24 protein-coding genes are annotated in these 24098 nt (G+C 67.3%); 12 read left to right on the forward strand and 12 right to left on the reverse strand.

Annotated elements, in window-relative coordinates:
- Positions 1-39: 39 nt before the first annotated feature.
- Positions 40-654: a hypothetical protein gene (locus tag AC5P9P_RS10055; protein WP_005407899.1), complete on the reverse strand. Its 615-nt coding sequence runs from the start codon at positions 652-654 to the stop codon at positions 40-42.
- Positions 655-963: 309 nt separating this feature from the next.
- Here AC5P9P_RS10055 and AC5P9P_RS10060 point away from each other — a divergent pair, with 309 nt between their 5' ends.
- Positions 964-1893 (forward strand): oxygenase MpaB family protein, encoded by a 930-nt coding sequence (locus AC5P9P_RS10060; RefSeq protein WP_495232730.1) that lies wholly within the window; start codon positions 964-966, stop codon positions 1891-1893.
- A 263-nt stretch (positions 1894-2156) separates the two neighbouring features.
- Here AC5P9P_RS10060 and AC5P9P_RS10065 read toward each other — a convergent pair whose 3' ends face one another.
- A complete protein-coding gene (locus tag AC5P9P_RS10065) occupies positions 2157-2744 on the reverse strand; it encodes a TetR/AcrR family transcriptional regulator (RefSeq protein ID WP_495232731.1) in 588 nt (195 codons plus the stop codon).
- Positions 2745-2877: 133 nt separating this feature from the next.
- Between AC5P9P_RS10065 and AC5P9P_RS10070 the strand changes: the two genes are divergently transcribed.
- Positions 2878-4089, forward strand: coding sequence for an MFS transporter (locus AC5P9P_RS10070; RefSeq protein ID WP_049402671.1), 1212 nt, complete (start codon positions 2878-2880; stop codon positions 4087-4089).
- Positions 4086-5258: an MFS transporter gene (locus AC5P9P_RS10075; RefSeq protein WP_049402672.1), complete on the forward strand. Its 1173-nt coding sequence runs from the start codon at positions 4086-4088 to the stop codon at positions 5256-5258. Before AC5P9P_RS10070 ends, AC5P9P_RS10075 begins: the two co-directional genes overlap by 4 nt.
- Positions 5259-5482: 224 nt before the next feature.
- Here the strand turns inward: AC5P9P_RS10075 and AC5P9P_RS10080 are convergent, their stop codons facing one another.
- Positions 5483-7594: a M13 family metallopeptidase gene (locus AC5P9P_RS10080; RefSeq protein ID WP_495232732.1), complete on the reverse strand. Its 2112-nt coding sequence runs from the start codon at positions 7592-7594 to the stop codon at positions 5483-5485.
- Positions 7595-7770: 176 nt separating this feature from the next.
- On the opposite strand from AC5P9P_RS10080, the gene AC5P9P_RS10085 reads away from it, so the two are divergent.
- On the forward strand, positions 7771-10833 hold the full coding sequence (locus AC5P9P_RS10085; protein WP_495232733.1) for a bifunctional diguanylate cyclase/phosphodiesterase: 3063 nt from the start codon (positions 7771-7773) through the stop codon (positions 10831-10833).
- A gap of 47 nt (positions 10834-10880) precedes the next feature.
- Here the strand turns inward: AC5P9P_RS10085 and AC5P9P_RS10090 are convergent, their stop codons facing one another.
- Positions 10881-11762: a LysR family transcriptional regulator gene (locus tag AC5P9P_RS10090; RefSeq protein ID WP_329772188.1), complete on the reverse strand. Its 882-nt coding sequence runs from the start codon at positions 11760-11762 to the stop codon at positions 10881-10883.
- Positions 11763-11858: 96 nt separating this feature from the next.
- Between AC5P9P_RS10090 and AC5P9P_RS10095 the strand changes: the two genes are divergently transcribed.
- The 3 genes from AC5P9P_RS10095 (at position 11859) to AC5P9P_RS10105 (ending at position 14856) form a co-directional block, all read left to right on the forward strand.
- A complete protein-coding gene (locus AC5P9P_RS10095) occupies positions 11859-12269 on the forward strand; it encodes a DoxX family protein (RefSeq protein WP_005407907.1) in 411 nt (136 codons plus the stop codon).
- Between the two features lie 31 nt (positions 12270-12300).
- Positions 12301-13089 (forward strand): dioxygenase family protein, encoded by a 789-nt coding sequence (locus tag AC5P9P_RS10100; RefSeq protein ID WP_495232734.1) that lies wholly within the window; start codon positions 12301-12303, stop codon positions 13087-13089.
- A 117-nt stretch (positions 13090-13206) separates the two neighbouring features.
- Positions 13207-14856 (forward strand): Na+/H+ antiporter, encoded by a 1650-nt coding sequence (locus AC5P9P_RS10105; protein ID WP_005407909.1) that lies wholly within the window; start codon positions 13207-13209, stop codon positions 14854-14856.
- 99 nt (positions 14857-14955) lie between these two features.
- On the opposite strand, the gene AC5P9P_RS10110 is transcribed toward AC5P9P_RS10105, so the two are convergent.
- Positions 14956-15204, reverse strand: coding sequence for a DUF3297 family protein (locus AC5P9P_RS10110; RefSeq protein ID WP_005415112.1), 249 nt, complete (start codon positions 15202-15204; stop codon positions 14956-14958).
- A 90-nt stretch (positions 15205-15294) separates the two neighbouring features.
- Here AC5P9P_RS10110 and AC5P9P_RS10115 point away from each other — a divergent pair, with 90 nt between their 5' ends.
- Positions 15295-15837 carry a DUF6630 family protein gene (locus tag AC5P9P_RS10115; RefSeq protein WP_005407911.1) on the forward strand — a complete coding sequence of 181 codons (543 nt, stop codon included), beginning with the start codon at positions 15295-15297 and terminating at the stop codon, positions 15835-15837.
- A 219-nt stretch (positions 15838-16056) separates the two neighbouring features.
- Here the strand turns inward: AC5P9P_RS10115 and AC5P9P_RS10120 are convergent, their stop codons facing one another.
- From AC5P9P_RS10120 to msrB, 5 genes are all read right to left on the reverse strand, one after another.
- Positions 16057-16332: a DUF4031 domain-containing protein gene (locus AC5P9P_RS10120; protein ID WP_005412122.1), complete on the reverse strand. Its 276-nt coding sequence runs from the start codon at positions 16330-16332 to the stop codon at positions 16057-16059.
- A 13-nt stretch (positions 16333-16345) separates the two neighbouring features.
- A complete protein-coding gene (locus tag AC5P9P_RS10125; protein WP_012479023.1) occupies positions 16346-16834 on the reverse strand; it encodes a hypothetical protein in 489 nt (162 codons plus the stop codon).
- Between the two features lie 127 nt (positions 16835-16961).
- Complete coding sequence (gene motB / locus AC5P9P_RS10130; protein WP_012479024.1) at positions 16962-17900, reverse strand: flagellar motor protein MotB; 939 nt, start codon at positions 17898-17900, stop codon at positions 16962-16964.
- 3 nt (positions 17901-17903) lie between these two features.
- Positions 17904-18758 (reverse strand): flagellar motor stator protein MotA, encoded by an 855-nt coding sequence (motA, locus tag AC5P9P_RS10135; protein WP_005407915.1) that lies wholly within the window; start codon positions 18756-18758, stop codon positions 17904-17906.
- Between the two features lie 93 nt (positions 18759-18851).
- Positions 18852-19319, reverse strand: a complete 468-nt coding sequence (gene msrB, locus AC5P9P_RS10140) for a peptide-methionine (R)-S-oxide reductase MsrB (RefSeq protein ID WP_005412124.1) — start codon at positions 19317-19319, stop codon at positions 18852-18854.
- A gap of 140 nt (positions 19320-19459) precedes the next feature.
- On the opposite strand from msrB, the gene AC5P9P_RS10145 reads away from it, so the two are divergent.
- Together AC5P9P_RS10145 and AC5P9P_RS10150 are read left to right on the forward strand one after the other, a co-directional pair.
- Entirely contained in the window at positions 19460-19837 is a 378-nt protein-coding gene (locus AC5P9P_RS10145; RefSeq protein ID WP_033833708.1) for a hypothetical protein, read from the forward strand.
- Positions 19838-19981: 144 nt separating this feature from the next.
- Positions 19982-20158 (forward strand): hypothetical protein, encoded by a 177-nt coding sequence (locus tag AC5P9P_RS10150; RefSeq protein WP_033833709.1) that lies wholly within the window; start codon positions 19982-19984, stop codon positions 20156-20158.
- Positions 20159-20218: 60 nt separating this feature from the next.
- Here AC5P9P_RS10150 and AC5P9P_RS10155 read toward each other — a convergent pair whose 3' ends face one another.
- On the reverse strand, positions 20219-20698 hold the full coding sequence (locus AC5P9P_RS10155; RefSeq protein WP_004140558.1) for an Lrp/AsnC ligand binding domain-containing protein: 480 nt from the start codon (positions 20696-20698) through the stop codon (positions 20219-20221).
- A gap of 149 nt (positions 20699-20847) precedes the next feature.
- Here AC5P9P_RS10155 and AC5P9P_RS10160 point away from each other — a divergent pair, with 149 nt between their 5' ends.
- Together AC5P9P_RS10160 and alr are read left to right on the forward strand one after the other, a co-directional pair.
- Positions 20848-22152 (forward strand): D-amino acid dehydrogenase, encoded by a 1305-nt coding sequence (locus AC5P9P_RS10160; protein WP_495232735.1) that lies wholly within the window; start codon positions 20848-20850, stop codon positions 22150-22152.
- Positions 22131-23198: an alanine racemase gene (gene alr, locus AC5P9P_RS10165; RefSeq protein ID WP_005412128.1), complete on the forward strand. Its 1068-nt coding sequence runs from the start codon at positions 22131-22133 to the stop codon at positions 23196-23198. Before AC5P9P_RS10160 ends, alr begins: the two co-directional genes overlap by 22 nt.
- Before the next feature lie 186 nt (positions 23199-23384).
- Here the strand turns inward: alr and AC5P9P_RS10170 are convergent, their stop codons facing one another.
- Positions 23385-23948 carry a DUF3016 domain-containing protein gene (locus AC5P9P_RS10170; RefSeq protein ID WP_033833711.1) on the reverse strand — a complete coding sequence of 188 codons (564 nt, stop codon included), beginning with the start codon at positions 23946-23948 and terminating at the stop codon, positions 23385-23387.
- Between the last annotated feature and the right edge of the window lie 150 nt (positions 23949-24098).

The following is a 24098-nucleotide window of genomic DNA, read 5'->3' on the forward strand; positions in this document are numbered from 1 at the left end:
TCACGGTGGCATTGTGGGTCCCCCCGCTTCCCTGAAGGGTCAGTAGGCAGGCTGCAGTGTCAGGTCGTGGTGGTGCTCGTTCTCGCCCACGTGGTTGAGGCGGCCGACCAGTTCGGAGTGCTGCTTCATGCGCCCGATCTCGGTCATGATGCGGATGTCCTCGTGGCGCAGCTCGCGCTTGGCGGTGACCGCCTGCTTGTAATCGAGCACTTCCGGGTAATGCTCGGCCAGTTCCAGGGCCTCGGCCACGTGCTCGACGCTGTCGGCCTTGGAGCTGATGCGTGCGCGACTGTTGAACGCCTTCATCCAGCGCTCGAAACCGGCCTGCTGATCGAACATGTTGGCCATGAACCAGATCACGAACAGGATCGAGACCCACGAGCCGAACACGACTACCACGCGGGTGAACGTGATATGGAAGTCGTCACGCCACAGGTAGTTGGCGATCAGGCCAAGAATCAGCAGCGAGGCTGCCTGCCAGCCGACGATCGAGGCGATCAGCCATTGGCACTTGGCCTGCGCCAGCACGGCTACTTCATCGCGGATCTGCTGCTCGCTGAGATTGCGCCAATGCGCAACCTGTTTATCGAACGGGCTGCTGTAGAGCTCGTTGTCGCGAAGCAGAATTCCCAAACCCTTGAACAAAGCAATCATGGCTGGCTCCTTGTGGAACGTGCGTCGATCAGCATTGGACGGTGTGGCGGGTCCAGTTCTAGCACTTCCAGCGAGCCGTGCAATGGGCGCCATGCCAAGCCGCGTAAGGGCCTTCTCTGAATCGGTGAATGTTGCTGCATCGCAGCATCGAGGCCGGAGCCTGCGACAGGATGTCGCAGGGTGAAATGTGCTGCGGGCGCACATGAAACCGTGGCTGAGTGCGAAGACTCGCCGCCGGCGTCGTGATCGCCCAGAATCGGGGCCGACCGCGCAACTCGCGGCCACCCTTTCGCTTTTCCTGGACCTGTGATGCCGGCTCTGCTGCAGCGACTCTCCCGCCCCGTCACCGCGCCGATCCGGCGCTGGGTACTGGAGGCCTTCCCGCGTGGTCAGAGCGGCATCGATTACGACCAGCCGCTGGGTGACCCGGGCTGGTTTGGACCTGACAGCGTGACCTGGCGCCTGCACGCGGAGTTCCCCTCGATGCTGGCCGGGGGCCTGTGTGCGCTGATGCTGCAGACCCTGCATCCGCGCGCGCTGGCCGGGGTCTACGACCACTCCAATTTCCGTCAGGACCTGGTGGGTCGCCTGCGTCGCACCACCGCGTTTGTCGCCGGTACCAGCTATGCACCCAGCGGGGAGGTAGAGGCGCTGGTGGCCAAGGTGCGCCGCATCCATGCACAGATCCGCGGCCAGACCGCGCAGGGCGAGCCCTACGCGGCGGACGATCCACAACTGCTGACATGGGTGCACGTGACTGAGGCGTTTGGTTTCCTGCAGGGCTTTCGTCGCTACGGGCGCGAGGTGCCGGCGCACATCGCCGACCGCTACTACGACGAGTACCGCCGCGTGGCCGAAGCACTGGGTGCGGTGGATGTGCCGCGCAGTGAAGCCGAGGTGGCAGCGTACTTCTGCGCGCGGCAACCGGAGCTGCGTGTGGACGAGCGCTCGCGTGAAGTGCTGGAGGTGTTGTCCGGCGTGCGCCTGCCGGTACCGGTGCCGGGGCTGTCGCGCGAGGTGTTCCTTGGCGCCGGTGCGGCACTGCTGCCGGACTGGGCCGAAGGCATGCTTGAACGCAGCGGCCGCCAGCGTGCGCAGGCGGTCGCTTCAGCGAAGCTGATGCAGGGCATGGCGCCGCTGTTCCGCCGTGCGCTGCCCGATGGCCTCGCCAGCCGCGCCTGTGCGCGCATGGGCGTGCCAGTGGAAGCCCTGCGCGAGTGGCCCACCGTTCCCCGGTAGGTGCCAACCTTGGTTGGCACGCGCTGCGCGATAAAGCTTCATCCACGCATGGCGTGGATCTACTGACGCCATGGTTCTGGTAGGTGCCAACCTTGGTTGGCACGCGCTGCGCGATAAAGCTTCATCCACGCATGGCGTGGATCTACTGATGCCATGGTTTTGGTTGGCACACGCGTTGCGCGCGGTGCCGCAGAAGGGCCAACCAAGGTTGGCCTCTACCAGAGCGGATGCGGCAGTATATCCACGCCATGCGTGGATGGGCCTCACCCGGCCGACTTCAACCCACGCAACAGCATCTCCAGCGCCACCGTCGCTTGCCGCAGGCGCGTGTCGCCATCCTCGCCCTCGGCGATCCAGAACGCGGCCTCGGCCAGGCTGCCGTAGATCAGCGATGCCAGCGCATGCGCATCCACCGGCATCGCTACGCCCTGCGCGATCAACTGTTCGATCAGGCGCTGCATCGAGTGCACGCAGTGGCGCTGCGATTCCGGTGAGGCGCCACCCAGCACCGCGCGCGCGTCACGCAGCACGATGCGCTGGATCTCCGGCTCCAGCGCCATCTCCAGATAGGCACGGCAGCGCTGCACGAAACCGTCCCAGGCATCATCCGCGCCATCGCTGATCGCCTGCAGGCGCAGGTCGGTCTCGGCATCGAGCTGGGCGACCACTGCGGCCAGCAGTCCCTTCTTGTCGCCGAAGTGGTGGTAGAGCGCACCCCGCGTCAGGCCGGCCTGGGCGGTCAGGTCATCCATCGAGGTGGCGGCATAGCCATGCTCGCTGAACACGCGGCGGGCGGTGGCCAGCAGGCTGGCACGGGTTTCTTCCATCTCGGCGCGGGTGCGACGGACCATCCGGAACTCCTTACATACGCAGTGCATGATTATTTACATACGTCGCGTATGAATGTAGGCTCTTATTCATACGCTCTGTATGTATTGTCGTGGCGCCGGGAGCGCCAGGCAAGCCGCTGCCCTGGAGATCCCGATGGCCACCCCCTACCGCGACCTGTTCGCCGCCCCCGGCACCGCCCGCCTTGCCTTGGCCGGCCTGCTGGCCCGCCTGCCGCTGCCGATGACCGGCATCGGCATCATCACCCTGCTGTCGCAGCTGCGCGGCAGCTATGCCTTGGCCGGTGCGGTGTCTGCCACCTTCGTGCTGACCTATGCGCTGCTGTCACCGCAGGTATCGCGCTGGGTCGACCGGCGCGGGCAGGGCAGGGTGCTGCCATGGGCTACTGCGGCCAGTGCGGCAGGGTTGTTGCTGCTGCTCGCGTGCACGCTGCTGGCTGCGCCAGACTGGGCGCTTTTCGTCGCCGCCATGCTGGCTGGGTGCATGCCCAGCGTGTCCGCAATGGTGCGCGCACGCTGGACTGCGATCCATCGCGGTCGCCCGCAGCTGCAGACCGCGTATTCGCTGGAGACCGTGTTCGATGAGGTGACCTTCATCGTCGGTCCACCGTTGTCAGTGGGGCTGTCGGTGGCGGTATGGCCACAGGCCGGCGTACTGGCGGCCGCCCTGCTGCTGGTGGTCGGCGTCGCCGCATTGGTGCTGCAGCGGGGCACCGAGCCGCCGCTGCAGCAGCACGAAGGTGCAACTCCCTCGGGCTCGCTGCTGCGGCACACGGAGATCCGCCTGCTGGCGTTGCTGATGCTGGCGATGGGCGTGATTGTCGGTACGGTCGACATCACCAGCGTGGCCTTCGCCGAACAGCGGGGGCAGCCGCTTGCCGCCAGCGTGGTGCTGTCGGCCTATGCGCTGGGCAGCTGCGCGGCGGGCCTGCTGTTCGGGGCACTGAAGCTGCAGGCGCCGTTGCGGCGCCTGTTGCTGCTCGGTGCAGCAGCTACCTCGATGACCACCCTGCCGCTGCCGTGGGTCGGCAGCCTGCCCGGGCTGGCCGTGGCGGTGCTGCTGGCCGGGGTGTTCTTCGCACCGACGATGATCGTGGCGATGTCGCTGGTCGAACAACGCGTGCCCGAATCGCGCCTGACCGAGGGCATGACCTGGCTGCTGGCCGGATTGAACATCGGCGTGGCGCTGGGCGCGGCGCTGTCCGGGCAGAGCGTCGATGCGGGGGGCGTGCGTAGCGGCTTTGTCGTTGCACTGGTGGCAGGCGGGGGCGTGCTGCTGTTGGCCGTTCTCGCGCGACGTGCCTTGCGCCCGGCTGCCGCATCCACCCCTGAAGGAATTATCCCGTGAGCGCTTCGTCGCCTGCGCATGCCGCGCCTGTGCATCGCCATCCGTGGTGGGCGGTTTCTGCGGTTGGCCTCGCCACCTTCTCGGTGGTCACCACCGAAATGCTGCCGGTGGGCCTGCTGACCCCTGTCGCCGAAGATCTCGGCGCGTCCACCGGCACCGTCGGCCTGATGATCTCGCTGCCGGCCCTGCTGGCGGCAGTGTTCGCACCGCTGGTGGTGATCGCAGCCGGCGGCATCGATCGTCGTCGCATCCTGTGTGTGCTGCTGGGGCTGCTGCTGGTCGCCAACGTTGCTTCGGCGCTGGCACCCGGCATCGGCTGGCTGCTGGCCGCGCGCGTACTGGTGGGGTTCTGCATGGGCGGGATCTGGGCCATCGCTGGTGGGCTGGCAGCCCGCCTGGTACCGGCGCATCGCATCGGCCTGGCCACCTCGATCATCTTCGGGGGCGTGGCCGCAGCATCGGTTCTGGGGGTGCCGCTGGGTGCACTGATCGGCGACGCCCTGGGCTGGCGCTTCGCGTTCGCAGCGATGGCGCTGTTCAGTGCGGCGGTGATGCTGCTGCATCTGTGGGTGGTTCCCGCCTTGCCGGTGGTGGCGTCGGTGCGCCCGGCGCAGTTCGTGCAGCTGCTCGGCCACCGTGGCCTGCAGCGCGGCCTATGCCTGACGCTGCTGCTGGTAGCGGGTCACTTCATTGCGTTCACTTATGTACGCCCGTTGCTGACCCTGCGATCGGGCGCGGATGCCGCTTGGATCGGCGCGCTGCTGTTCGCCTATGGCATGGCGGGCATCGCGGGCAACTTCATCGCCGGGCCACTGGCCGCTCGTCACCCGCGCGGCATGCTGCTGGCGATCTCTTGCGGCCTGCTGCTGACGCCGTTGTTGTTCCTGTGGCTGGGCGGCACACCCACCGGCGGCATTGTGGTGCTGCTGCTGTGGGGCCTGGCCTATGGCGGCGTGTCGGTCGGCCTGATGAGCTGGATGATGAAGGCAGTGCCGCATGCGGTGGAGATCGCCACCGCGCTGTATGTCGGTGTGTTCAACATCGGCATCGCAATGGGCGCGTGGGGCGGTGGATGGCTGCTGGATGGCGTGGGCCTGCATGCGAATCTGTGGGCCGCGGCCGGGCTTGCCATGGTCGCCACGCTGGTGATTGCCACAACGCGCCGGTAGATCCACGCCATGCATGGATGGCTTGTAGTCCTGTAGACCTGTAGATATGCCGACTAACGTCGGCATCCACCCGAGCGGGGCATTTGCCAACCAAGGTTGGCAGCTACCAGAGCGAGGCATGTGCCGACCAAGGTTGGCATCCACCCGAGCGGGGCATTCGCCAACCAAGGTTGGCAGCTACCGGGAAATGAAACGGGCGCCTCGCGGCGCCCGTTCCGGTTACATCACCACACCTTGACCCGCTTGTCCGGGGCCAGGTAGAGCTTCTGGCCTTCCTTTACTTCGAACGCCGGATACCAGGCGTCGATGTTGCGCACGGTGAGTGCGCGGAACTGCCCTGGCGCATGCACATCGGTCAGCAGCGAGTTGCGCAGCGCCTGCTCGCGGCTCTTGCTGCGCCACGCCTGGGCGAAGCCCAGGAAGAAGCGCTGGTCCGGCGTGAAGCCTTCCAGGGTCTGGCCCGGCTTGCCCTGCAGCGACAGCTGGTAGGCATCGTAGGCAGTGCCCAGGCCGGCCACGTCGGCGATGTTCTCGCCCAGGGTCAGCTTGCCGTTCACATGCACGCCCGGGAACGGCTCGTAGCTGCTGAACTGCGCGGCCAGCGCATCACCGGCGGCGTTGAACTGCTTCAGGTCCTCGGCGGTCCACCAGTTGTGCAGCTTGCCGGTCTCGTCGAACAGCGCGCCGGCGTTGTCGAAGCCATGGCTGATCTCATGGCCGATCACCGCGCCGATCGCACCATAGTTCACTGCGTCGTCGGCGGCACCGTCGAAGAACGGCGGCTGCAGGATCGCGGCCGGGAACACCAGGCGGTTTTCCAGTGGCACGTTCATCGCATTGATGGTCTGCGGCAGCATCGCCCACTCGCTGTGGTCGACTGCCTTGCCCAGCTTGGCGATGTTGCGCTGGTACTCGAACAGTTCGGCGCGCTGCGCATTGCCCAGCGCGTCATCACGGCGGATCTCCAGGCCGGTGTAATCACGCCACTTTTCCGGGTAGCCCATGCCCACGGTCAGGCCGGCCACCTTGGCCTTGGCGCTGGCCTTGGTCTGCGGCGACATCCACGCGAGCGCATCGATGCGCTTGGCGAAGGCGGCGATGATGTTCTTCGCCATCTCGTCCGCGCGTTCCTTGGTCCTGGCGTCGAAGTGCTTCTCGACGTAACGCTTGCCGATCGCTTGGCCGACGGCATGGTTGGCGTCGTCCACCGCACGCTTCCAGCGGTCGCTCTGCTGCGGCGTGCCGCTCAGCGCGGTGCCGTGGAAGGCGAAGCGGGCATCGGCGAACTTCTTCGGCAGGTAGGCAGCGGCGCGGTCCAGCGCGTGGAAGGCCAGGTAGTCCTTCCAGGCATCCAGCGGCTCGGTGGCGACCAGCCTGGACAGGCCGGCCACGGCCTTGGGCTGCCAGACGATGAAGTCCTGCTGCTTGCCCAGTGCGGCCGCGTCGAGGAAGGCGCTCCAGTCCATGCCCGGCGCCTTCGCATTGAAGTCGGCCTGGGTCCACGGATTGGCACCCTTGGTCACGTCATTGGTTTCTTCCTGGGTGGCGTGCGCCTGCGCGATCTTCGTTTCCAGCGCGAGAATGCGCTGTGCCTTGCCCGCCGGATCGGCGACGCCGGCCAGCTGCAGCATCTGTGCGATGTAGGCCTGGTACTGCTTGCGCAGCTCGGCCATGCGGCCACCGCCCAGGTAGAAGTCGCGGTCGGGCATGCCCAGGCCGCCCTGCACCAGGTACGGCGCGGTGCGGTCCGGCTGCAGCAGGTCCACCGACACCCACAGGCCGAACAGGCGGTCGGTGTAGAAGTTGGTGGCATTGAGCAGGTCGACGTCGGCGCGCATCTCGCCGCCGAGGGCACGTGCCAGGCCAGCCTTGTCGGCGATCGCATCGATGGCCTTCAGCTGCGGCTGCACCGGGGCGATGCCGTGCTGCTCGATGCCGGCTTCGTCCATGTAGGCGGCGTAGTAGTCGCCGATCAGCTTGTCGTCACCGCTGGCCTGCGCATTGCCGGCCGCACCCTCGAGGATGGCGCGGGTGTCGGCCAGGGTCTTTTCAGCGATGACGTTGAAGCTGCCGAAGCGCGAACGGTCGGCCGGAATCTCGGTGTTCTTCACCCAGGTGCCGTTGGCGAAGCCGAAGAAGTCATCGCCGGCCGCGATGCTGCGGTCCATGCCGCTGGCATCGAAGCCGAAGCTGCCCAGCATCGGCTTGGCGGCAGCGGGTGCAGCCTCGGCGGGCTTGGCGGTGCCAGCGGCCGGATCGGCCGGACGGTCGCAGGCAGCCAGGGACAGGCTGGCAACAATGGCCAGTGCCAGGGTGGGACGGCGCAGCTTGGACATGGACTTCTCTTGCAGCGGAAAACCCCAAGTCTAATCCGCCGCAGCCCGGCTGGCCGTCCCTGTGGCTGGCCGGTCCTGTGCAGGATCTGGCTGAACGCGCCGAAGCGATCTTCACGCCGTCACCGGGGTGGTGCATGCTGGGCCCTGGAGCCCTGCGCGGACACGGGGAGGTGGCCATGCAGGACGGGGTCAGGCGTCAAGAATGGCGTCCGCCGGCCGTTGAGGTCGGGGACGTGGAGGATTCGTTCGCGCATGAAGCCAGCCGACTGCACAAGGAAGACCAACCGATGCCCGCGCTGAAACGGGCGTTGGCCCGGCCGCTGCGCGCCATTACCTGGGGCGGGGTGTTGCTGGGCGTGCTGCTGGTAACCGGCCTGACCCTCATGCTGGTCAATGACTACCACCGCCGCCTGGAAGCGGCACAGCGGCAGAGCCGGGCGCTGGCGGTGGGCAGCGAGCGCCTGCTGGCGCTGGAACTGCGCAACCTGGAGCGGGCCATGTCCGGCATCGCCGCCGACGCCGCCGAGCTGTTCCGCAGCGTGCCGGCGCAGGCGCCGGCCTTGATGGATGCCTCCATCGGCGGGGTGCTGGGCCGGCATGCCGAACTGCACAGCATCGCCGTGCTCGACCGCCATGGCCGACCGTTGACGGCCGGCGAGGGCGACCTGCAGCTGCCGCTGTGGACCGACCCGCAGCGTCGTGGCCAGGGCAGCGCCCTGTACATCGGCCCGCCGCAGCGGGCCAGCGATGGCGGCTGGGTGGTCCCGCTGGCGCTGCCGATGGCCGATGAACGCTGGCTGCTAGCGCGGCTGCGCTGTGGCGAACTGCAACGCATCGTCGGCGGCCTCGATGTCGGCCCCAACGGACTGGTCTCGATCAGCGATGCCGAGGGCTACATGCTGGCCCGCGTACCCGATCCGCATGGCACGGTGGGCCGTCGCTACGATCTCCCGCGCCGCGACCTGCTCGGCAAGCAGGCGGTGGTCGAACTGGGCAGCATGCCGGGCGTCGTCGACGGCGTGCCGCGCATCATCACCATCAGCACGCTGGAACGCAGCCCGCTGGCGGTGCAGGTCGGCCTGGCCGACGAGGACGTGCTCGCGCCCTGGTGGCCGTACCTGCAGGCGTCGGTGGCGATCGTACTGGCTTACATCGCGGTGTTGCTGGTGCTGCTGTACGCCGTGCGGCGCAGCACCCGCAGCCAGCAGGCGATGGCCGAGGAGCTGAAAACAGGCCACGCCGAGCTGCGTCTTGCGCACCAGGTCGGTCGTGTCTGTACCTGGTACGTGGATGAGGACGCCGCATTGCTGCGCTGGTCGCCGCTGGCGCGCGAGATCTTTGGCGTGCAGACCGATGCGCTGCCGGTGGCCGATTTCTTCGCACGCGTGCACCGCGACGATGCCGCGCGCCTGCAGCATGCCTTTGACCAGGCCTTCGCCGGCGGCGCCGTGCTCGACCAGGTGTTCCGCCTGGTACTGCCCGGGGGCGAGGTGCGCTGGGTGGGCGCGCGTGGGCAGCGGGTGGAAGTGGCCGACAGCGAGCGGCGCATGATCGGCGCGCTGACCGACCTGAGCGAGCGTTACCAGGCGCGCGAGCAGGTGAGCGAAGTGGAACGGCGCTTCCGGCTGCTGTTCGACCGCAATCCGGCGCCGTTCTGGGTGTTCGATCCGGACACGCTGCGCTTCATCGAGGTCAACGATGCCGCCGTGCGCCAGTACGGCTACAGTCGCGAGGAGTTCCTGGCGATGAGCATCCTCGACATCCGCCCGCGCGAAGGTTGGGACGAGGTGAAGGGTGCGATCGCCAAAGCACGTGTCGGCGAACTGCAGGACGCTACCGTGCGCCTGCACCGGCGCAAGGATGGCAGCGTGTTCGAAGTGCGCGCGCACCTGTCCAAGCTCGATTTCGATGGCCAGCCGGCCTGCCTGGTGCTGGCCGAGGATGTCAGCGAACGGCTGGCCTACGAGCGTGACCTGGCCTATCGGGCACGGCACAACCCGGCCACTGGCCTGCTGAACGTGCGCGCCCTGACCGAACAGCTGGATGAGCAGGAACAGAATTACACCATCGCCTTCGTGCAGTTGCGTGGCCTGCAGCTGGTGGCCGATACGCTGGGCCGTGAGATCGGTGATGCCGTGCTGCAGTCGATGGCGACCCGGCTCGGTGGACTGGGCGCGCGTTGCGGCACGCTGGCCTTCCAGCCAGCCGAGGACTTCGTGCTGGCCATCGGTGCCGAGCACGATACCCAGCGCGTGCTGGACGACCTGCTGCAGATCGTGTCGGCGCCGATGCGCGGCAAGGATTCACTGCACCAGTTCGAGCCGCGCATCGGCGTTGCGGTGCATGTGGCCGGTGACGGCCATAGCGCCGAACAGGTGATCGGCATGGCCGCGCAGGCGGCGCACGCGGCGCGTGCCGAGGGCAACGTGGTGGTCTGGTTCGATGCGGCGGTGACCACACGGCTGGCCGACCGGCTGCGCCTGGCCGGGCGCATCCATGCCGCCATCGACAACGAATTCCAGCTCTATTTCCAGCCGATCCGGCATGCCAGCGATGGCACCCCGGCCGCCTTGGAGGCGCTGCTGCGCTGGCCGCAGGCCGACGGCAGCTTCATCCCGCCCAACGAGTTCATCCAGCTGTGCGAGGAGACCGGGCTGATCCTCGCGCTGGGCCGCTGGGTGATCCGCGCGGCGGCGAAAGCGCAGCGCCGGCTGGTCGAGGCCGGTTGGGGCGAGCTGCCGATCGCGGTCAATGTATCGGCGGTGCAGTTCTTCAACAGCGACCTGGTGGCCGAATTCACCCGTGCCCAGCAGGACTTCGGCCTGGCCCGCGGTGCCCTGCACGTGGAGCTGACCGAGAGCAGCCTGATGCGCAAGCCGGCGCAGGCGATGCAGACCATGCAGCGCCTGCACGAGCAGGGCATCAGCGTGTCGCTGGATGATTTCGGCACCGGCTATTCCAGCATGTCCTACCTGCAGCACCTGCCGCTGGACATCCTGAAGATCGACCGCAGCTTCGTCGCCGACGTGGAAACCAATCCACGCAATGCCTCGATCTGCCGCGCGCTGTTGTCGCTGGGCCACAGCATGGGCCTGACCATCATCGCGGAGGGCGTGGAAACGCCGGGGCAGCTGGACTGGCTGGCCGCGCACGGCTGCGACCAGGTGCAGGGTTACCTGCTGGGGCGGCCGGCACCGCTGGAACGGATCATCGATGCGCTGGACGAAGTCGCTGCCTGAGCGGATCTCGGATTTGCCGGTCGCTGGCCGGCAAACACCAGACTCGTCTACACCCCGCTTTCCACCAGATGATCGATGAAACTGCGCACCTTCGGTGCCAGGTGGCTGCGGCTGGTGTAGACCGCGAAGATGCCGATCGGCGAGGCCTCCCACTCCGGCAGGATGCGCACCAGGCGACCATCGGCCAGCGCGTCTTCCAGCAGGAAATCCGGCTGCAGGATCACGCCCATGCCAGCAATCGCGGCTTCGCGCAGCACGTCGCCGTTGTTGGCGTGCAGCAGGCTGTTCACCGCCACCTTCACCTCACCACCGGGCCCCTGCAGCGGCCAGTTGTTGCCGGCGGCCCAGTAGCTGTAGCTCAGGCATGCGTGTGCCTGCAGCTCCTGCGGGGTCTGCGGGGTGCCGTGTGCGGCCAGGTAGGCCGGCGCGGCGCACAGGCTCACCCGCGATTCGCCCAGGCGACGTGCGATCAGCGTGGGACCGGGCTCGCGGGTGATGCGGATGGCCACGTCGTAGCCTTCCTCGACCATGTCCACCAGCCGGTCGGACAGCGCCAGGTCCAGCTCCACCTGCGGGAAGCGCTGGCGATAACTGGCCAGCAGCGGGCCGAGGCGGGCAATGCCCCAGCTCACCGGTGCGTTGATGCGCAGCGTGCCCGAAGGCTCCAGCGCCTGCGCGCCGATACTGGCCTCCAGCGCGTCGAATTCGGCCAGCAGGCGCACGCACTGGGCGTAGTAGGCGGCGCCGGCACTGGTCGGGCTGACCCGGCGCGTGGTGCGGTGGAGCAGGCGGGTGGACAGGCGCTTTTCCAGCGCCGCGACCTGGCGCGTGACGCCGGCGGTGGACATGTCCATGGCCTGGGCGGCGGCACTGAAGCCGTTGCGCTCGACCACCGCCACGAACACGCGCATCGCTTCCAGGGTGTCCATTGTTGCGCCTTGTGAAATAAATACGGTCAAACGATCGTATTTATCGGCCCGTGAAGGCGCAATAACCTGTGCCCACTCCCTTCAAGGTGCTTTGCCATGCACACCACGACCGCTCCTGTTTCGCCGCTGGCGCCGTATGGCGCCACCCTGCTGCGCCTGGCTCTGGGCGTGCTGTTCCTGGTCCACGCACTGACCAAGCTGCTGGTGTTCACCCCGGCCGGTACGGCGGCGTTCTTCGAGTCTCTGGGCCTGCCTGGTGTGCTCGGCTACCTCACCATCGGCGTCGAGCTGGTGATCACCGTCGCGCTGCTGCTGGGCATCTACGCACGCTGGGTGGGCCTGGTCGGCGTGCCGCTGCTGCTGGGCACCATCGTCACCGTGCACGGCGCCAACGGCTTCGGTTTCGCCAATGCCGGCGGCGGCTGGGAATACCCGGCGTTCTGGGCATTGGCGCTGGTGGTGCTGTTCCTGCTCGGCGATGGCAAGTGGACCCTGCGTTCGCGCTGATCGCCGCCTGATCCTGCAACTGGAGAATTCCATGTCCCGCCTGCCTTCGCTGTACATCTCCCATGGTTCGCCGATGACTGCCCTGCAGCCGGGCCAGGTTGGCGTGCGCCTGGCCGAGCTGGCGCGCGATCTGCCGACGCCACGCGCCATCGTGATGGCCTCGGCGCACTGGCTGGGCCGGCAGCCGCTGGTCGGTGCGCATCCACAGCCGCCGACCATCCACGACTTCGGTGGCTTCCCGCGCGCGCTGTTCGAACTGCAGTACCCGGCACCGGGTGATCCGGCACTGGTCGAAGAAGTGGCCGGCCGCATCGCCGCCGCAGGCCTGCCAGTGGCCATCGACCCGCAGCGTGGCCTCGACCACGGCGCGTGGGTACCGCTGCGGCTGTTGCGCCCTCAGGCGGACATCCCGGTGGTGCCGGTGTCGATCCAGCCGCTGCTCGGCCCCGAGCATCAGTTCGCGCTGGGCCGTGCGCTGGCGCCGCTGCGCGAACAGGGCGTGCTGCTGGTCGGCTCCGGCAGCATCACCCACAACCTGCACGACTGGGGCGACTACCAGGACGGCAAGGAAGCGGCGTACGTGCGGCCCTTCATCGAATGGGTGGAGCAGCGCCTGGCCGCCGATGACCGCCAGGCCCTGCTGGATTACCGTCGGCAGGCGCCGTTCGCCGAACGCGCGCACCCGACCGACGAGCACCTGCTGCCGCTGTTCTTTGCAATGGGCGCGGCCGGCAAGGGCGGTTTCGGCGCACGCCGCATCGATGCCGGCATCGATGCCGGCTTCCTTGCCATGGATCTGTACCGCTTCGACGGGGCATGAGCCGGGGCTGACGCGCGGCGGCCCCGGCCGTCGCGGCCATGGCCGCATGTGGTAGTTTTTTCCGGGTTTCCGGCGCTGGCCTCCAAGCCTCCCCACGCGCCGCTTCCTGGAAGAAGCATGCATACCATTGAAGTCGTCCTGGCGATGCTGGTGGCCGTTGTCGCCAGCGGCTACCTGGTTCGCGTCCTGCCGTTCTCGTTGCCGCTGCCGCTGGTGCAGATCGGCCTGGGTGCGGTCATCGCCGGGGTGTTCAACCGTGGCCACGCGCTGGAGCCGGAAGTGTTCTTCCTGCTGTTCCTGCCGCCATTGCTGTTCCTCGATGGTTGGCGCATCCCCAAGCAGGGCCTGTTCCGCGACAAGGGCGCGATCCTCGAACTGGCGTTCGGCCTGGTGGTGTTCACCGTCATCGGCGCCGGCTTCCTGATCCACTGGTTGATTCCGGTGATGCCGCTGGCGGTGTGCTTCGCGCTGGCGGCCATCGTCTCGCCGACCGACCCGGTGGCGGTGGGCGCGATTGCTTCGAAGGCGCCGATTCCCAAGCGCCTGATGCACATCTTGGAAGGCGAGTCGCTGCTGAACGATGCCTCGGGCCTGGTCTGCTTCCGCTTCGCGGTGGCGGCGGTGATGACCGGCACCTTCTCGCTGGCCACGGCCTCGCTGACCTTCGTGTGGGTGGCGGTGGCGGGATTGGCGGTGGGCGTGGCGGTGACGCTGGGTGTGTCCACCTTCCAGCGCTGGCTGTGGCGCCGCTTTGGCGAGGAGCCCGGCGCGGCGATGCTGGTCAACCTGCTCATTCCGTTCGCGGCCTACCTGCTGGCCGAAGAGATCCATGCCTCGGGCATTCTCGCTGCGGTCGCCGCCGGTATCGCGATGAGCTATGTCGAGCTGACCGGTCGCGTCTCCGGCAGCATGCGCGTGCAGCGCGCCGGGGTCTGGAACATGCTGCAGTTCAGCTTCAACGGCATCATGTTCGTGCTGCTGGGCGAGCAGCTGCCGGGCATCGTCGAACGCGCCACCACCACCATGAACGAGACCGGCCACCAGAGTGCGTGGTGGCTGCTGGTGTATGTGGTGGTGATCAATCTGGCACTGGTCGTGCTGCGCCTGTTGTGGGTGTGGTTGTCGCTGCGCTGGAACCTGCTGCGCGCGCGCCGTCGCGGCCTGGAGCGGGGCGAGGCACCGAACTGGCGCATCGTGGTGGCGACCTCGGTGGCCGGCGTGCGCGGTGCGATCACCCTGGCCGGTGTGTTGACCCTGCCGCTGTTCCTGCCCGACGGCAGTGCGTTCCCGGCGCGTGATCTGGTGATCTTCCTGGCCGCATCGGTGATCCTGTTCTCGCTGCTGGGCGCCAGCATCGCGCTGCCACAGCTGCTGAAGGGCCTGCAGCTGCCGGCTGACTCGGGCGAGCGCAAGGAAGAGGACCTGGCACGCCGGCTGTCGTCGAAGGCCGCGCTGGCCGGGGTCGAGCGCATGCGCCAGCAGCTGGTGATGAACCAGAACACCGAGAACGTGCAGCTGTACAACGACGCCGCCTCGCGGGTGAGCCTGCTCTACCAGCGCCACCTGGAGCGCGACAGTGATGGGCCCGACGTGGACCCGGAGAAGGTACGGCGCATGGAAATGGGCTACCGCCAGCTGCGCAGCGCCGGCCTCAATGCCGAGCGCGAGGAGCTGTTCCGGTTGACCCGGCGCGGGGTGATCTCCGATGAGATCTCGCGGCGCCTGATCCGCAACCTGGACCTGCTGGAATCGCGCAAGCGCGAATGACCGTGTACTCCGGGTGGGTGCGGACCTTGGTCCGCGTTGATCGGGGTCAGATCCCTTTCCGCAGGAAAGGGATCTGACCCCAGGATCCGGGAGCCGTGCTTATTCCGGCTTCTGGTCCAGGAAATACACCTCGACCTTGCCCTTGACCTTGATGGTCATCGGGTTGCCGCGGCGGTCGCGGGCCTTGCCGGCCTGCACGCGGATCCAGCCTTCGCTGACCGAGTATTCCTCGACGTTGTCACGCTCGACGTCGTTGAAACGCACGCCGACGCCGCGCTCCAGCGCCTGCGCATCATGGAAGGGGCTGGCCGGGTTGATCGCCAGGTGGTCGGGAGGGGTATCGCTCATCGCTTCATTCACAGTGACGGCCACCAAGGCCGGCTTCAGCGGCACAGGATAAACCGTAGAATGCCGGCCTGCCCCAGAGGAAGTTCCGCCATGCCCGACAACAGCGACTATTTCGACTTCGAGGAAGACATCCACGACTTCGACGAAGATGGCTTCGAGGCACGGGTCTGGAACCTGCTGGTGCTGATCAACCCGGGCGACGAGGAACTGGCCCTGCAGCAGTTCAACCGCTGGCGCGAGCACCTGGCCGAGGACGGGCAGCCGCTGGAAGCGGACAGCGACTGGCTGCCGGCCCTGTTCACGGCCATCGCCTGGCAGTCCGGTTTCGAGGTCGAGCGTGATGATCTGGAATCGCTGCAGTCGGCAGTGAACGAGCTGTCGGCGCGCTTCAATCTGCAGCTGGACTGGGGCGGCGACCTGGATGACGAGGACTTCGCCGAAGACCTGGACGGCGTGCAGCTGATGTCCACCGCCTTCGACCGCCTGCGCGAGCACAACTACACGCTGTGGAGCGTGGATGCCGGCAGTGACGGCTTCACCGGCGTGATGGCGCTGACCCGCGACGACGACGCAATGCTGGCGCTGTGCTCGCTGCTGAACGTGGAAATCCGCCTGGGCAGCGACCCGTTCTGAGCGATGGGCCGATCCGCCCGGCACCACCCGGCGGGGACGATCTGCTGGGCACGGCCTGATGGGTTGATCCGCTGGAGACGACCCGACGGGGTAGCGTCGACTGTTGGTCGACTATCGCGCGCAGCGCGGGGTTCTCGCGGCCGGATGGGAGAGCAGTCGACTGACAGTCGACTCTACCCGGTCGGTGCCGGTTGGTGGCCGGCGAACCCGCGACGTGGCCTACGGCCGGTACTGCGCCCTGGCGTTGGCAATCACCGTTTTGACCAGTTCACGGTCGGTGTGCCGTGAGATCGCCCGCGCACCGAGCGCGATCGCCTGTGCGCGCAGCTCGGAAGTGACATCGTAGTGGGCACCGCTGGCCTTGTTCTGGAAGGCCCGCGGGGGAATGCCGAGCTGCGCCGCCATCGCGTGCAGCTCGGCCAGGGTGTCGGCCATCAGGTGCGCCCAGCGCTGTCCGCGCCAGGGATGCACCGCGTCATCGACGTAGACCGTCACCGCCGCGGCCGGTTCAGGCCTGCGGCTTGCTGTCGCTGTCAGCGGCCGGAGCGGCCTCGGCAGCGGCTTCTTCGGCCACGTTGCCCTCGGCGGCTTCGCCTTCCTCGCCTTCAGCAGCGTCGACGCCTTCGAACTCGGCGACCAGCTTGTCCAGGTACTCGTCGGCGGTCTGCTCGGATTCGGCCGCCAGGGTGTCCAGCAGCTTCTGCAGCAGTTCGGAGTATTCCAGGTTGACCTTGCGGCCTTCCTTCTCCTGCACGTTGGCCAGGTGCTTGAGCATGGCCAGCATCGGCACCGGGTTCTCGGCGTTGCCCATGGTCTGGCCGCCGATGGCCAGCAGCCACTCACGGCCCTGCAGGCCGATGGCCGCGACCACCTGGCCGTCTTCGTTGGTCAGCACGGCATGGTTCTGCACCTGCTGCTGTGCGTTCAGGCGCAGGAACGGGCGCTTGGCCTGCTGCTTCTTGCGCTTGTCGCGCTTGGCCTTGGAGTTCTGGGACATGGGGTGGGATCACCTGGAAACGGAAAGACCGCCATTGTAGCGGGTGCGCCGGGTGATGCCCCTGGTGGGTGCGGACCTTGGTCCGCACGCTTTCCCGGATGTGCGGACCAGGGTCCGCACCCACCGTCTACTTTGCCTCACCCTGCGCGGCCTGCACGTCCGGGTCGGCGGTGGGCGCCGACAGCCCCACCTGCGGGCCGGCACCGGCCAGGGCGGCCTCCTCGGCGGCCTTGGTCATCACCACGATGCTGATGCGGCGGTTGATCGGGTTCTGCGGGTCGGTCTTATCGAACAGCACCGACGAGGACAGGCCGACCACGCGGGTGATCTTGCTGTCCTCCAGGCCGCCGTCCACCAGTGCGCGCCGTGCGGCGTTGGCACGATCGGCGCTCAGTTCCCAGTTGCCATAGCCGCGTGCGGCCGAATAGGCGGTGATGTCGGTGTGGCCGGTCAGGCTGATCCGGTTCGGCACATGGTTCAGGTACTCGGCCAGTTCGTGCAGGATCTGCTGCGTGTACGGCTTCAGCGTGGCGCTGCCAAGGTCGAACATGGGCCGGTTCTGCTTGTCCACGATCTGGATGCGCAGGCCTTCCGGGGTCAGGTCCAGCAGCAGCTGGTCCTTGAACGGCTCCAGCGCCTGGCTCCTGCTGATCGCCTCCTGCAGCTCCTTCATCAGCGCTTCCAGCTGCTGCTTGTCGCGCTGCTGCTGGTCCACCGGCTGCGGCACGGCCTCCTTCTGGTTCTGGAAGGGATCGTTGCTGTTGCCGCGCGAGATGTCGGTGGCACCGCCCAGCTTGATCATCGAAGTACTGGCGCCGCCCGGTCCGGCCATGCCGGGTGCAGGCGTGGCGTTCTGCCCACTCAGCGGGCTGGGGTTGCGGAAGTACTCGGAAATGGCCGCACGGTCGTTCTTGTTGGTGGTGGCCATCAGCCACAGCACCAGGAAGAACGCCATCATCGCGGTCACGAAGTCGGCGTAGGCCACCTTCCACGAGCCGCCGTGGTGGGCGGCGTGGCCGGCCTTCTTGACCCGGCGGACGATGACGGTGGGCTTGTTCTCGGCCATGGCTTACTTGACCGTCTTCAGGTGCTGCTCGAAATCGGAGAAGGCCGGGCGCACGTTCGACGGCAGCGTCTTGCGGGCAAACTCCAGCGCGATCTTCGGGTTGTAGCCGCGCAGGCAGGCCAGCAGGGCGGTCTTGACCGATTCGTAGATGCGGCTGTCCTGTTCGGCGCGCGCTTCCATCGCCGCCGCCATCGGGCCGACGAAGCCGTAGCCCAGCAGGATGCCGAGGAAGGTACCGACCAGCGCACCGGCCACATGGCCGCCCACTTCGACGATGTCCCCGCCGATCGAGCCCATGGTGATGACGATGCCCAGCACCGCCGCCACGATGCCGAAACCGGGCAATCCGTCGGCGACCTTGGTCAACACCTGCGACGGCGCCATGGCTTCGGCGTGATGCTTTTCCAGTTCCAGTTCCAGCAGCGGTTCCAGCTCGTGCGGCTCGATGTTGCTGCCGATCATCAGGCGCAGGCAGTCGGTGATGAAGTCGATCAGGTGGTGGTCGGCCTGCACCTTGGGGTAGTTGCCGAACAGCGCGCTCTCGGCCGGCCGCTCCACATGGTCTTCCAGCGCCATGAAGCCTTCGCGGCGGGCCTTGTTGAGCAGTTCATAGAGCAGGCTGAGCACATCGATGTAGTCCTGCTGCTTGTAGCGCGGGCCCTTGAACACGCCCACCATGGCCTGCAGGGTCTGCTTGACGGTCTTGGCCGGGGTACCGACCAGGAAGGCGCCGAGCGCCGCGCCGCCGATGATGACCAGCTCGTAGGGCTGCCAGAGGGCACCCAGGCGGCCGTGGGCACCGAGATAGCCCCCGATCACGCTGATGATGACGACCAGGAATCCAACGATGATGAGCATGGGGCGACGCAAGGAGAGGGGATATCTCCTTGTCGGCCCGTCGCCCGGTTTTCTGAAGAGGGAATTCTGTGAAATCGGTCAAGGGGGGGTGTTTCAGCCCGCCACACCGCTTTCTGCGCCGCCACGCTGCAACGGGTCGGGCCAGGGCTCGCCATTGCCGGTGAACGAAAGTGAGACGGAGTTCAGGCAGTGGCGCTCGTAGGTGGGCGGCGGACCATCCGGGAATACGTGGCCCAGATGGCTGCCGCAGCGCGCGCAGGTGATCTCGGTGCGCACCATGCCATGGCTGGTATCGCGGATCTCGCGTACGTGCGCCGGGTCGAATGGTGCGAAGAAGCTGGGCCAGCCGGTGCCGGAATCGAACTTGGTGCTGGAGCGGAACAGTGGCAGCGCGCACAGGCGGCAGCAGTAGACACCCTCGCGTTTGTTGTCGAGGAATACCCCGCAGAACGGCGCTTCGGTGCCGTGCTGCAGCAGCACGCGGCGCTCCTCGCTGCTGAGGCCGGCAACCAGCGCCTCGGTCTGGGTGGCAGTGGGGGGCGTCAGGTCGAAGGCGGTCATGGCGGCGCTCCGTGGGGTCGATGGCCTGGGGATGCCGGAAAACGTGGGGGTGCTGGCGCCCGCTTGCAAGTGCGATGGCCGTTCATGGGCGGCACACAGGCGTTGGCGCATGGTGAAGACGATCCACGTCGGAGCGTGCCATGAAACCGATACTTCCCCTGTTGTTGATGGCCCTGCTGCCGCTGGTCGCGCAGGCCCAGGTACCGACGTCGTCGAGCCCGACCGCCACCCGCAGTGCCACCACCGTGGCACCGCAGCCGGTGGTGCCGCCACCACAGGCCGCGCGCCCGCAGCCGCAGGTACTGCCCTCGCCACAGCCGACGCAGCCGATCAAGTCCACCGGTCCGGCCCAGGTCGCGCCGGCGCCGGTCCCGAAGTCTGCCGACAAGGTCTATGACCGCAATGGCCGCATCGTTCCCGGGGTGCGCCCGGCCGGCCCGAACCGCGTGTTCGACTCGCGCACCGGCCGCTATTACGACAGCGTGCCGGCCGGCGATGGCCAGCAGATCAAGCGCTGACCTCCAACGCCAATCCAGGTGGGCAGCGGCTGCAGGCTGTGCGGGCTGAACGCACGAAAACAACGGTCTGCCAATCACTGCTTTTTCGCCTGCGATTAACCGTTCCGGGACCAACGTGACCGTGCGCCGGCATTTCGCCGCCGCATGTCCTTTGTCCACTGGATCGCGATCATGAAAAACCAGCAGAACCGTCATCCCGGCAAGGAACCGCAGGGCCGCAACCCGCAGCAGCAACAGCAACAGCAGATGGACCCGCAGCAGCCGCATAAGGGCGGCAAGCAGCAGGAACAGCGCTCGCAGAAACATCCACAGCAGCGTTGACTGTTGCCATGACCGGGGTCAGAGCCCGCAACGCGGGCTCTGACCCCGATCGCAACCGCCTCAATCCGGAATCGGCAAGCTCAGCGTTTCCTTCACTTCTTCCATCACGATGTAGCTTTTCGACTCGCGCACGTGCGGCAGTGTCAGCAACGTGCTGCCGAGCAGCTTGCGATAGGAGGCCATTTCGCTGATCCGCGCTTTCAGCAGGTAATCGAAGTCGCCCGACACCAGATGGCACTCCAGCACGTTGGGCAGCTTCAGCGCCGCGCGCCGGAACTCCTCGAAAATGTCGCCGGACTTGTAGGCCAGGCTGATTTCCACGAACACCAGCAGGCTGGCCTTCACTGCGGCCGGGTCGAGGTGGGCGTGGTAGCCGGTGATCACCGCTTCGCGCTCCAACCGGCGCACGCGCTCCGTGCACGGCGTGGTCGACAGGCCGACCCGCTCGCCCAGTTCGGTGAAGGAAATACGGCCCTCGGCCTGCAGGATGCGCAGGATCTTGCGGTCGATCTTGTCCAGTTCGCGGGTACGGGTGGCCATGGTCGTCAACCTTGGGGAATGAATTGCAGGAGAACATCCTGCCGGTTGATTTCAAAACAGGCAAATCAACTGGGAATGGCTGTCTATACTTCCCCAATTATGGTCCCTGTGCGCTCCAGTGCAGGGAATGATCGGGTTGGAGAAGTCCCATGCGAGTCCTAGTTCTCGGCAGCGGCGTGATTGGTACCACCAGTGCCTGGTACCTGCGACAGGCCGGGTTTGAAGTCACGGTCATCGACCGCCAACCCGGCCCGGCGCTGGAAACCAGCTTCGCCAATGCCGGCCAGCTGTCATTCGGCTACACCTCGCCGTGGGCGGCCCCGGGCGTGCCGAAGAAGGCCATCGGCTGGCTGTTCGAGAAGCACGCGCCGCTGGCGATCAAACCGGGCATGGACCTGGCCCAGTACCGCTGGCTGTGGCAGATGCTGCGCAACTGCACCCACGAGCGTTACGCGATCAACAAGGCGCGCATGGTGCGCATGTCCGAGTACAGCCGCGACTGCCTGAACGAGCTGCGCGCGCAGATCGGCATCGAATTCGAAGGCCGCGACCTGGGCACCACCCAGCTGTTCCGCACCCAGCAGCAGCTGGATGCCTCGGCGCAGGACATCGAGATCCTGGCCCAGTACGGCGTGCCGTACGAGGTGCTGGACCGCGCCGGCATCATCCAGGCCGAACCGGCCCTGGCCCATGTCGATGGCCTGGTCGGCGCGCTGCGCCTGCCGCGTGACCAGACCGGCGACTGCCAGCTGTTCACCCGTCGCCTGGCGCAGATGTGCGTGGATGCTGGTGTCGAGTTCCGCTTCGACCAGGACATCACCGGCCTGGAGGTCGATGGCGACCGCATCACCGGCGTGCGCATCGACGGCAAGCTGGAAACCGCCGACCGCTTCGTGGTCGCGCTCGGCAGCTATTCGCCGGCGCTGGTCGCACCGCTGGGCATGCGCCTGCCGGTGTACCCGCTGAAGGGCTATTCGCTGACCCTGCCGATCACCGACCCGGCGATGGCGCCGACCTCGACCATCCTCGACGAGAGCTACAAGGTGGCGGTCACCCGCTTCGACGACCGCATCCGCGTCGGTGGCATGGCCGAAGTGGCCGGCTTCGACCTGTCGCTGTCGCAGCGACGCCGCGAGACCCTGGAGCTGGTGGTCAGCGACCTCTATCCGAAGGGCGGCGACCTGTCGCGCGCGCAGTTCTGGACCGGCCTGCGCCCGGCCACGCCGGACGGTACGCCGGTGATCGGCGCCACGCCGTTCCGCAACCTGTACCTCAACACCGGCCACGGCACCCTGGGCTGGACCATGGCCTGCGGCTCGGGCCGCTACCTGGCTGACCTGATGAGCGCGCGCCAGCCGCAGATCAGCACCGAAGGCCTGGATATTTTCCGCTACGGCCAGTACGGTCACGCGCCGCAACAAGAGAACCGCACATGCGTCCTGCCCGCGCGCTGATCGATCTGGGCGCCCTGCGCAGCAATTACCGGCTCGCCCGTGAACTGGGCGGTGGCAAGGCCCTGGCGATCATCAAGGCTGATGCCTATGGGCATGGCGCGGTGCGCTGTGCGCAGGCGCTTGAAGGCGAGGCCGATGGCTTCGGCGTGGCCACCATCGAAGAGGCGCTGGAACTGCGCCAGGCCGGCATCCGTGCGCCGATCCTGCTGCTGGAAGGCATCTTCGAACCCAGCGACATGGCGCTGGTGGCCGAGCATGATTTCTGGTTCGCCGTGGGTTCGCCGTGGCAGCTGGAGGCCGTCGCCGCCTTCGACAGCCCGCGCCCGTTGACGGTGTGGCTGAAGCTGGACAGCGGCATGCATCGCCTCGGCCTGGACGTGGACAGCTTCCGCGCGGCGCACGCGCGCCTGTCAGCGCTGCCGCAGGTCGAGCGCATCGTGCTGATGACCCACCTGGCGCGCGCCGACGAGCTGGACAGCGAACGCACCCACGAACAGGCGGCGACCTTCGCGCGCGCCATCGACGGCCTGCACGGCGAGACCAGCGTCTGCAACTCGCCGGCGCTGCTGGGCTGGCCGGACGTGCGCAGTGACTGGGTGCGCCCGGGCCTGATGCTGTATGGCGCGAACCCGCTGCCGGACGACACCACGCTGACCGAGCGCCTGCGCCCGGTGATGACGATGCAGTCGAAGGTGATTGCCGAACGCTGGATCGAAGCGGGTGAGCCGGTGGGTTATGGCGCGCGCTTCGTGGCCAAGGCGCGCACCCGCGTGGGTGTGGTTGCACTCGGCTATGCCGACGGTTATCCGCAGTTCGCCCCGAATGGCACGCCGGTATTGATCGATGGCCAGCCCGGCGCACTGATCGGGCGCGTGTCGATGGACATGCTGACGGTGGACCTGACCGCGCATCCGCAGGCCGCGGTGGGCAGCGTGGTGGAACTGTGGGGCAGTGCGCCGACGTTGGCGGAACTGGCGCCGCGATGCGGCGTGAGCGCGTACCAGCTGCCGTGCGCGGTCAAGCGCGTGGCGAAGGTGTACGTGTAGCGCCGAGCCCACGCTCGGCTTCGGTAGCGGCCGACCTTGGTCGGCGCCCTGTAATGCGTGTCGACCAAGGTCGACACCTACCGGGGGGCCTGGCGCGCAGCGGTCGCCATGCGCAGCTCTGGTCGCGGCCGACCTTGGTCGGCGCGGTGAATGCGTGTCGACCAGGGTCGACACCTGCCGAGGGGCCTAGCGCGCAGCGGTGGCTTGGCTGGCGAGCTGGCGCTTCACCCAGTCATCAATCAGGCGCTTCTCGTAGCGCAGCGGATCGCTGTTGGTCAGCAACCCACTGCCCTGCAGGTAGCCGGAGTCGCTCAGGCGGGCGTCGCCTTCGCTCACAATACGGCCGTCGGCGTCCTTCAACGTGTACTGCAGGGTGATGCGGGGCGGGTAGATATCACGCATCACGCGGATGTCGCGCGCACGCGGGCCGTGCCACGGCTCGTAGTCACCGGCACGCTTGATGTCCACCAGGGTGACATCGAGGGTCTGCCCAGGCTGCAGCGGCTTGGCAGCGGTGGTCTGCAGGTAGCGGGCCAGCTGCTGTACCCAGTCACCGCGTTCGGCCTCGAAGCGGTTGGTGCTCTGGCGGATCTCGGTGAACGTGGCCGGATCCTCCCATTTCACGCTGACCGGGCCATTGGCCTGCAACGCACGCGGCGCGTCCGTACCGGTTACGTTGCGGGCTGCAGCGTTGGCGCCGCCCGCCACCAGGGCGCCTGCCAGCAGGGCAATCACGAGTGCGCGTTTCATGACGGTCTCCTGCGTCCCCGCGCTGGGGACGATGTTGATCACGGATCGAGTGTGATCCTGTGGCCGGGTCACTGCAATGGCCGGCTGCGTCGTATGCAAGGGGGGTTACCGCCAATTCATCGTCGTCAACCCTGACTGACGGCGCTTGAC

Source organism: Stenotrophomonas sp. YJH_SMC_14-1, assembly GCF_059372275.1.

Excerpts from the sequence above, each read along its gene's own strand:
- AC5P9P_RS10055 (WP_005407899.1), bottom strand. The coding sequence starts at position 654 with ATGATTGCTTTGTTCAAGGGTTTGGGAATTCTGCTTCGCGACAACGAG.
- AC5P9P_RS10060 (WP_495232730.1), top strand. The coding sequence starts at position 964 with ATGCCGGCTCTGCTGCAGCGACTCTCCCGCCCCGTCACCGCGCCGATC.
- AC5P9P_RS10065 (WP_495232731.1), bottom strand. The coding sequence starts at position 2,744 with ATGGTCCGTCGCACCCGCGCCGAGATGGAAGAAACCCGTGCCAGCCTG.
- AC5P9P_RS10070 (WP_049402671.1), top strand. The coding sequence starts at position 2,878 with ATGGCCACCCCCTACCGCGACCTGTTCGCCGCCCCCGGCACCGCCCGC.
- AC5P9P_RS10080 (WP_495232732.1), bottom strand. The coding sequence starts at position 7,594 with ATGTCCAAGCTGCGCCGTCCCACCCTGGCACTGGCCATTGTTGCCAGC.
- AC5P9P_RS10085 (WP_495232733.1), top strand. The coding sequence starts at position 7,771 with ATGCAGGACGGGGTCAGGCGTCAAGAATGGCGTCCGCCGGCCGTTGAG.
- AC5P9P_RS10090 (WP_329772188.1), bottom strand. The coding sequence starts at position 11,762 with ATGGACACCCTGGAAGCGATGCGCGTGTTCGTGGCGGTGGTCGAGCGC.
- AC5P9P_RS10095 (WP_005407907.1), top strand. The coding sequence starts at position 11,859 with ATGCACACCACGACCGCTCCTGTTTCGCCGCTGGCGCCGTATGGCGCC.
- AC5P9P_RS10100 (WP_495232734.1), top strand. The coding sequence starts at position 12,301 with ATGTCCCGCCTGCCTTCGCTGTACATCTCCCATGGTTCGCCGATGACT.
- AC5P9P_RS10105 (WP_005407909.1), top strand. The coding sequence starts at position 13,207 with ATGCATACCATTGAAGTCGTCCTGGCGATGCTGGTGGCCGTTGTCGCC.
- AC5P9P_RS10110 (WP_005415112.1), bottom strand. The coding sequence starts at position 15,204 with ATGAGCGATACCCCTCCCGACCACCTGGCGATCAACCCGGCCAGCCCC.
- AC5P9P_RS10115 (WP_005407911.1), top strand. The coding sequence starts at position 15,295 with ATGCCCGACAACAGCGACTATTTCGACTTCGAGGAAGACATCCACGAC.
- AC5P9P_RS10125 (WP_012479023.1), bottom strand. The coding sequence starts at position 16,834 with ATGTCCCAGAACTCCAAGGCCAAGCGCGACAAGCGCAAGAAGCAGCAG.
- motB (WP_012479024.1), bottom strand. The coding sequence starts at position 17,900 with ATGGCCGAGAACAAGCCCACCGTCATCGTCCGCCGGGTCAAGAAGGCC.
- motA (WP_005407915.1), bottom strand. The coding sequence starts at position 18,758 with ATGCTCATCATCGTTGGATTCCTGGTCGTCATCATCAGCGTGATCGGG.
- msrB (WP_005412124.1), bottom strand. The coding sequence starts at position 19,319 with ATGACCGCCTTCGACCTGACGCCCCCCACTGCCACCCAGACCGAGGCG.
- AC5P9P_RS10145 (WP_033833708.1), top strand. The coding sequence starts at position 19,460 with ATGAAACCGATACTTCCCCTGTTGTTGATGGCCCTGCTGCCGCTGGTC.
- AC5P9P_RS10150 (WP_033833709.1), top strand. The coding sequence starts at position 19,982 with ATGTCCTTTGTCCACTGGATCGCGATCATGAAAAACCAGCAGAACCGT.
- AC5P9P_RS10155 (WP_004140558.1), bottom strand. The coding sequence starts at position 20,698 with ATGGCCACCCGTACCCGCGAACTGGACAAGATCGACCGCAAGATCCTG.
- AC5P9P_RS10160 (WP_495232735.1), top strand. The coding sequence starts at position 20,848 with ATGCGAGTCCTAGTTCTCGGCAGCGGCGTGATTGGTACCACCAGTGCC.
- alr (WP_005412128.1), top strand. The coding sequence starts at position 22,131 with ATGCGTCCTGCCCGCGCGCTGATCGATCTGGGCGCCCTGCGCAGCAAT.
- AC5P9P_RS10170 (WP_033833711.1), bottom strand. The coding sequence starts at position 23,948 with ATGAAACGCGCACTCGTGATTGCCCTGCTGGCAGGCGCCCTGGTGGCG.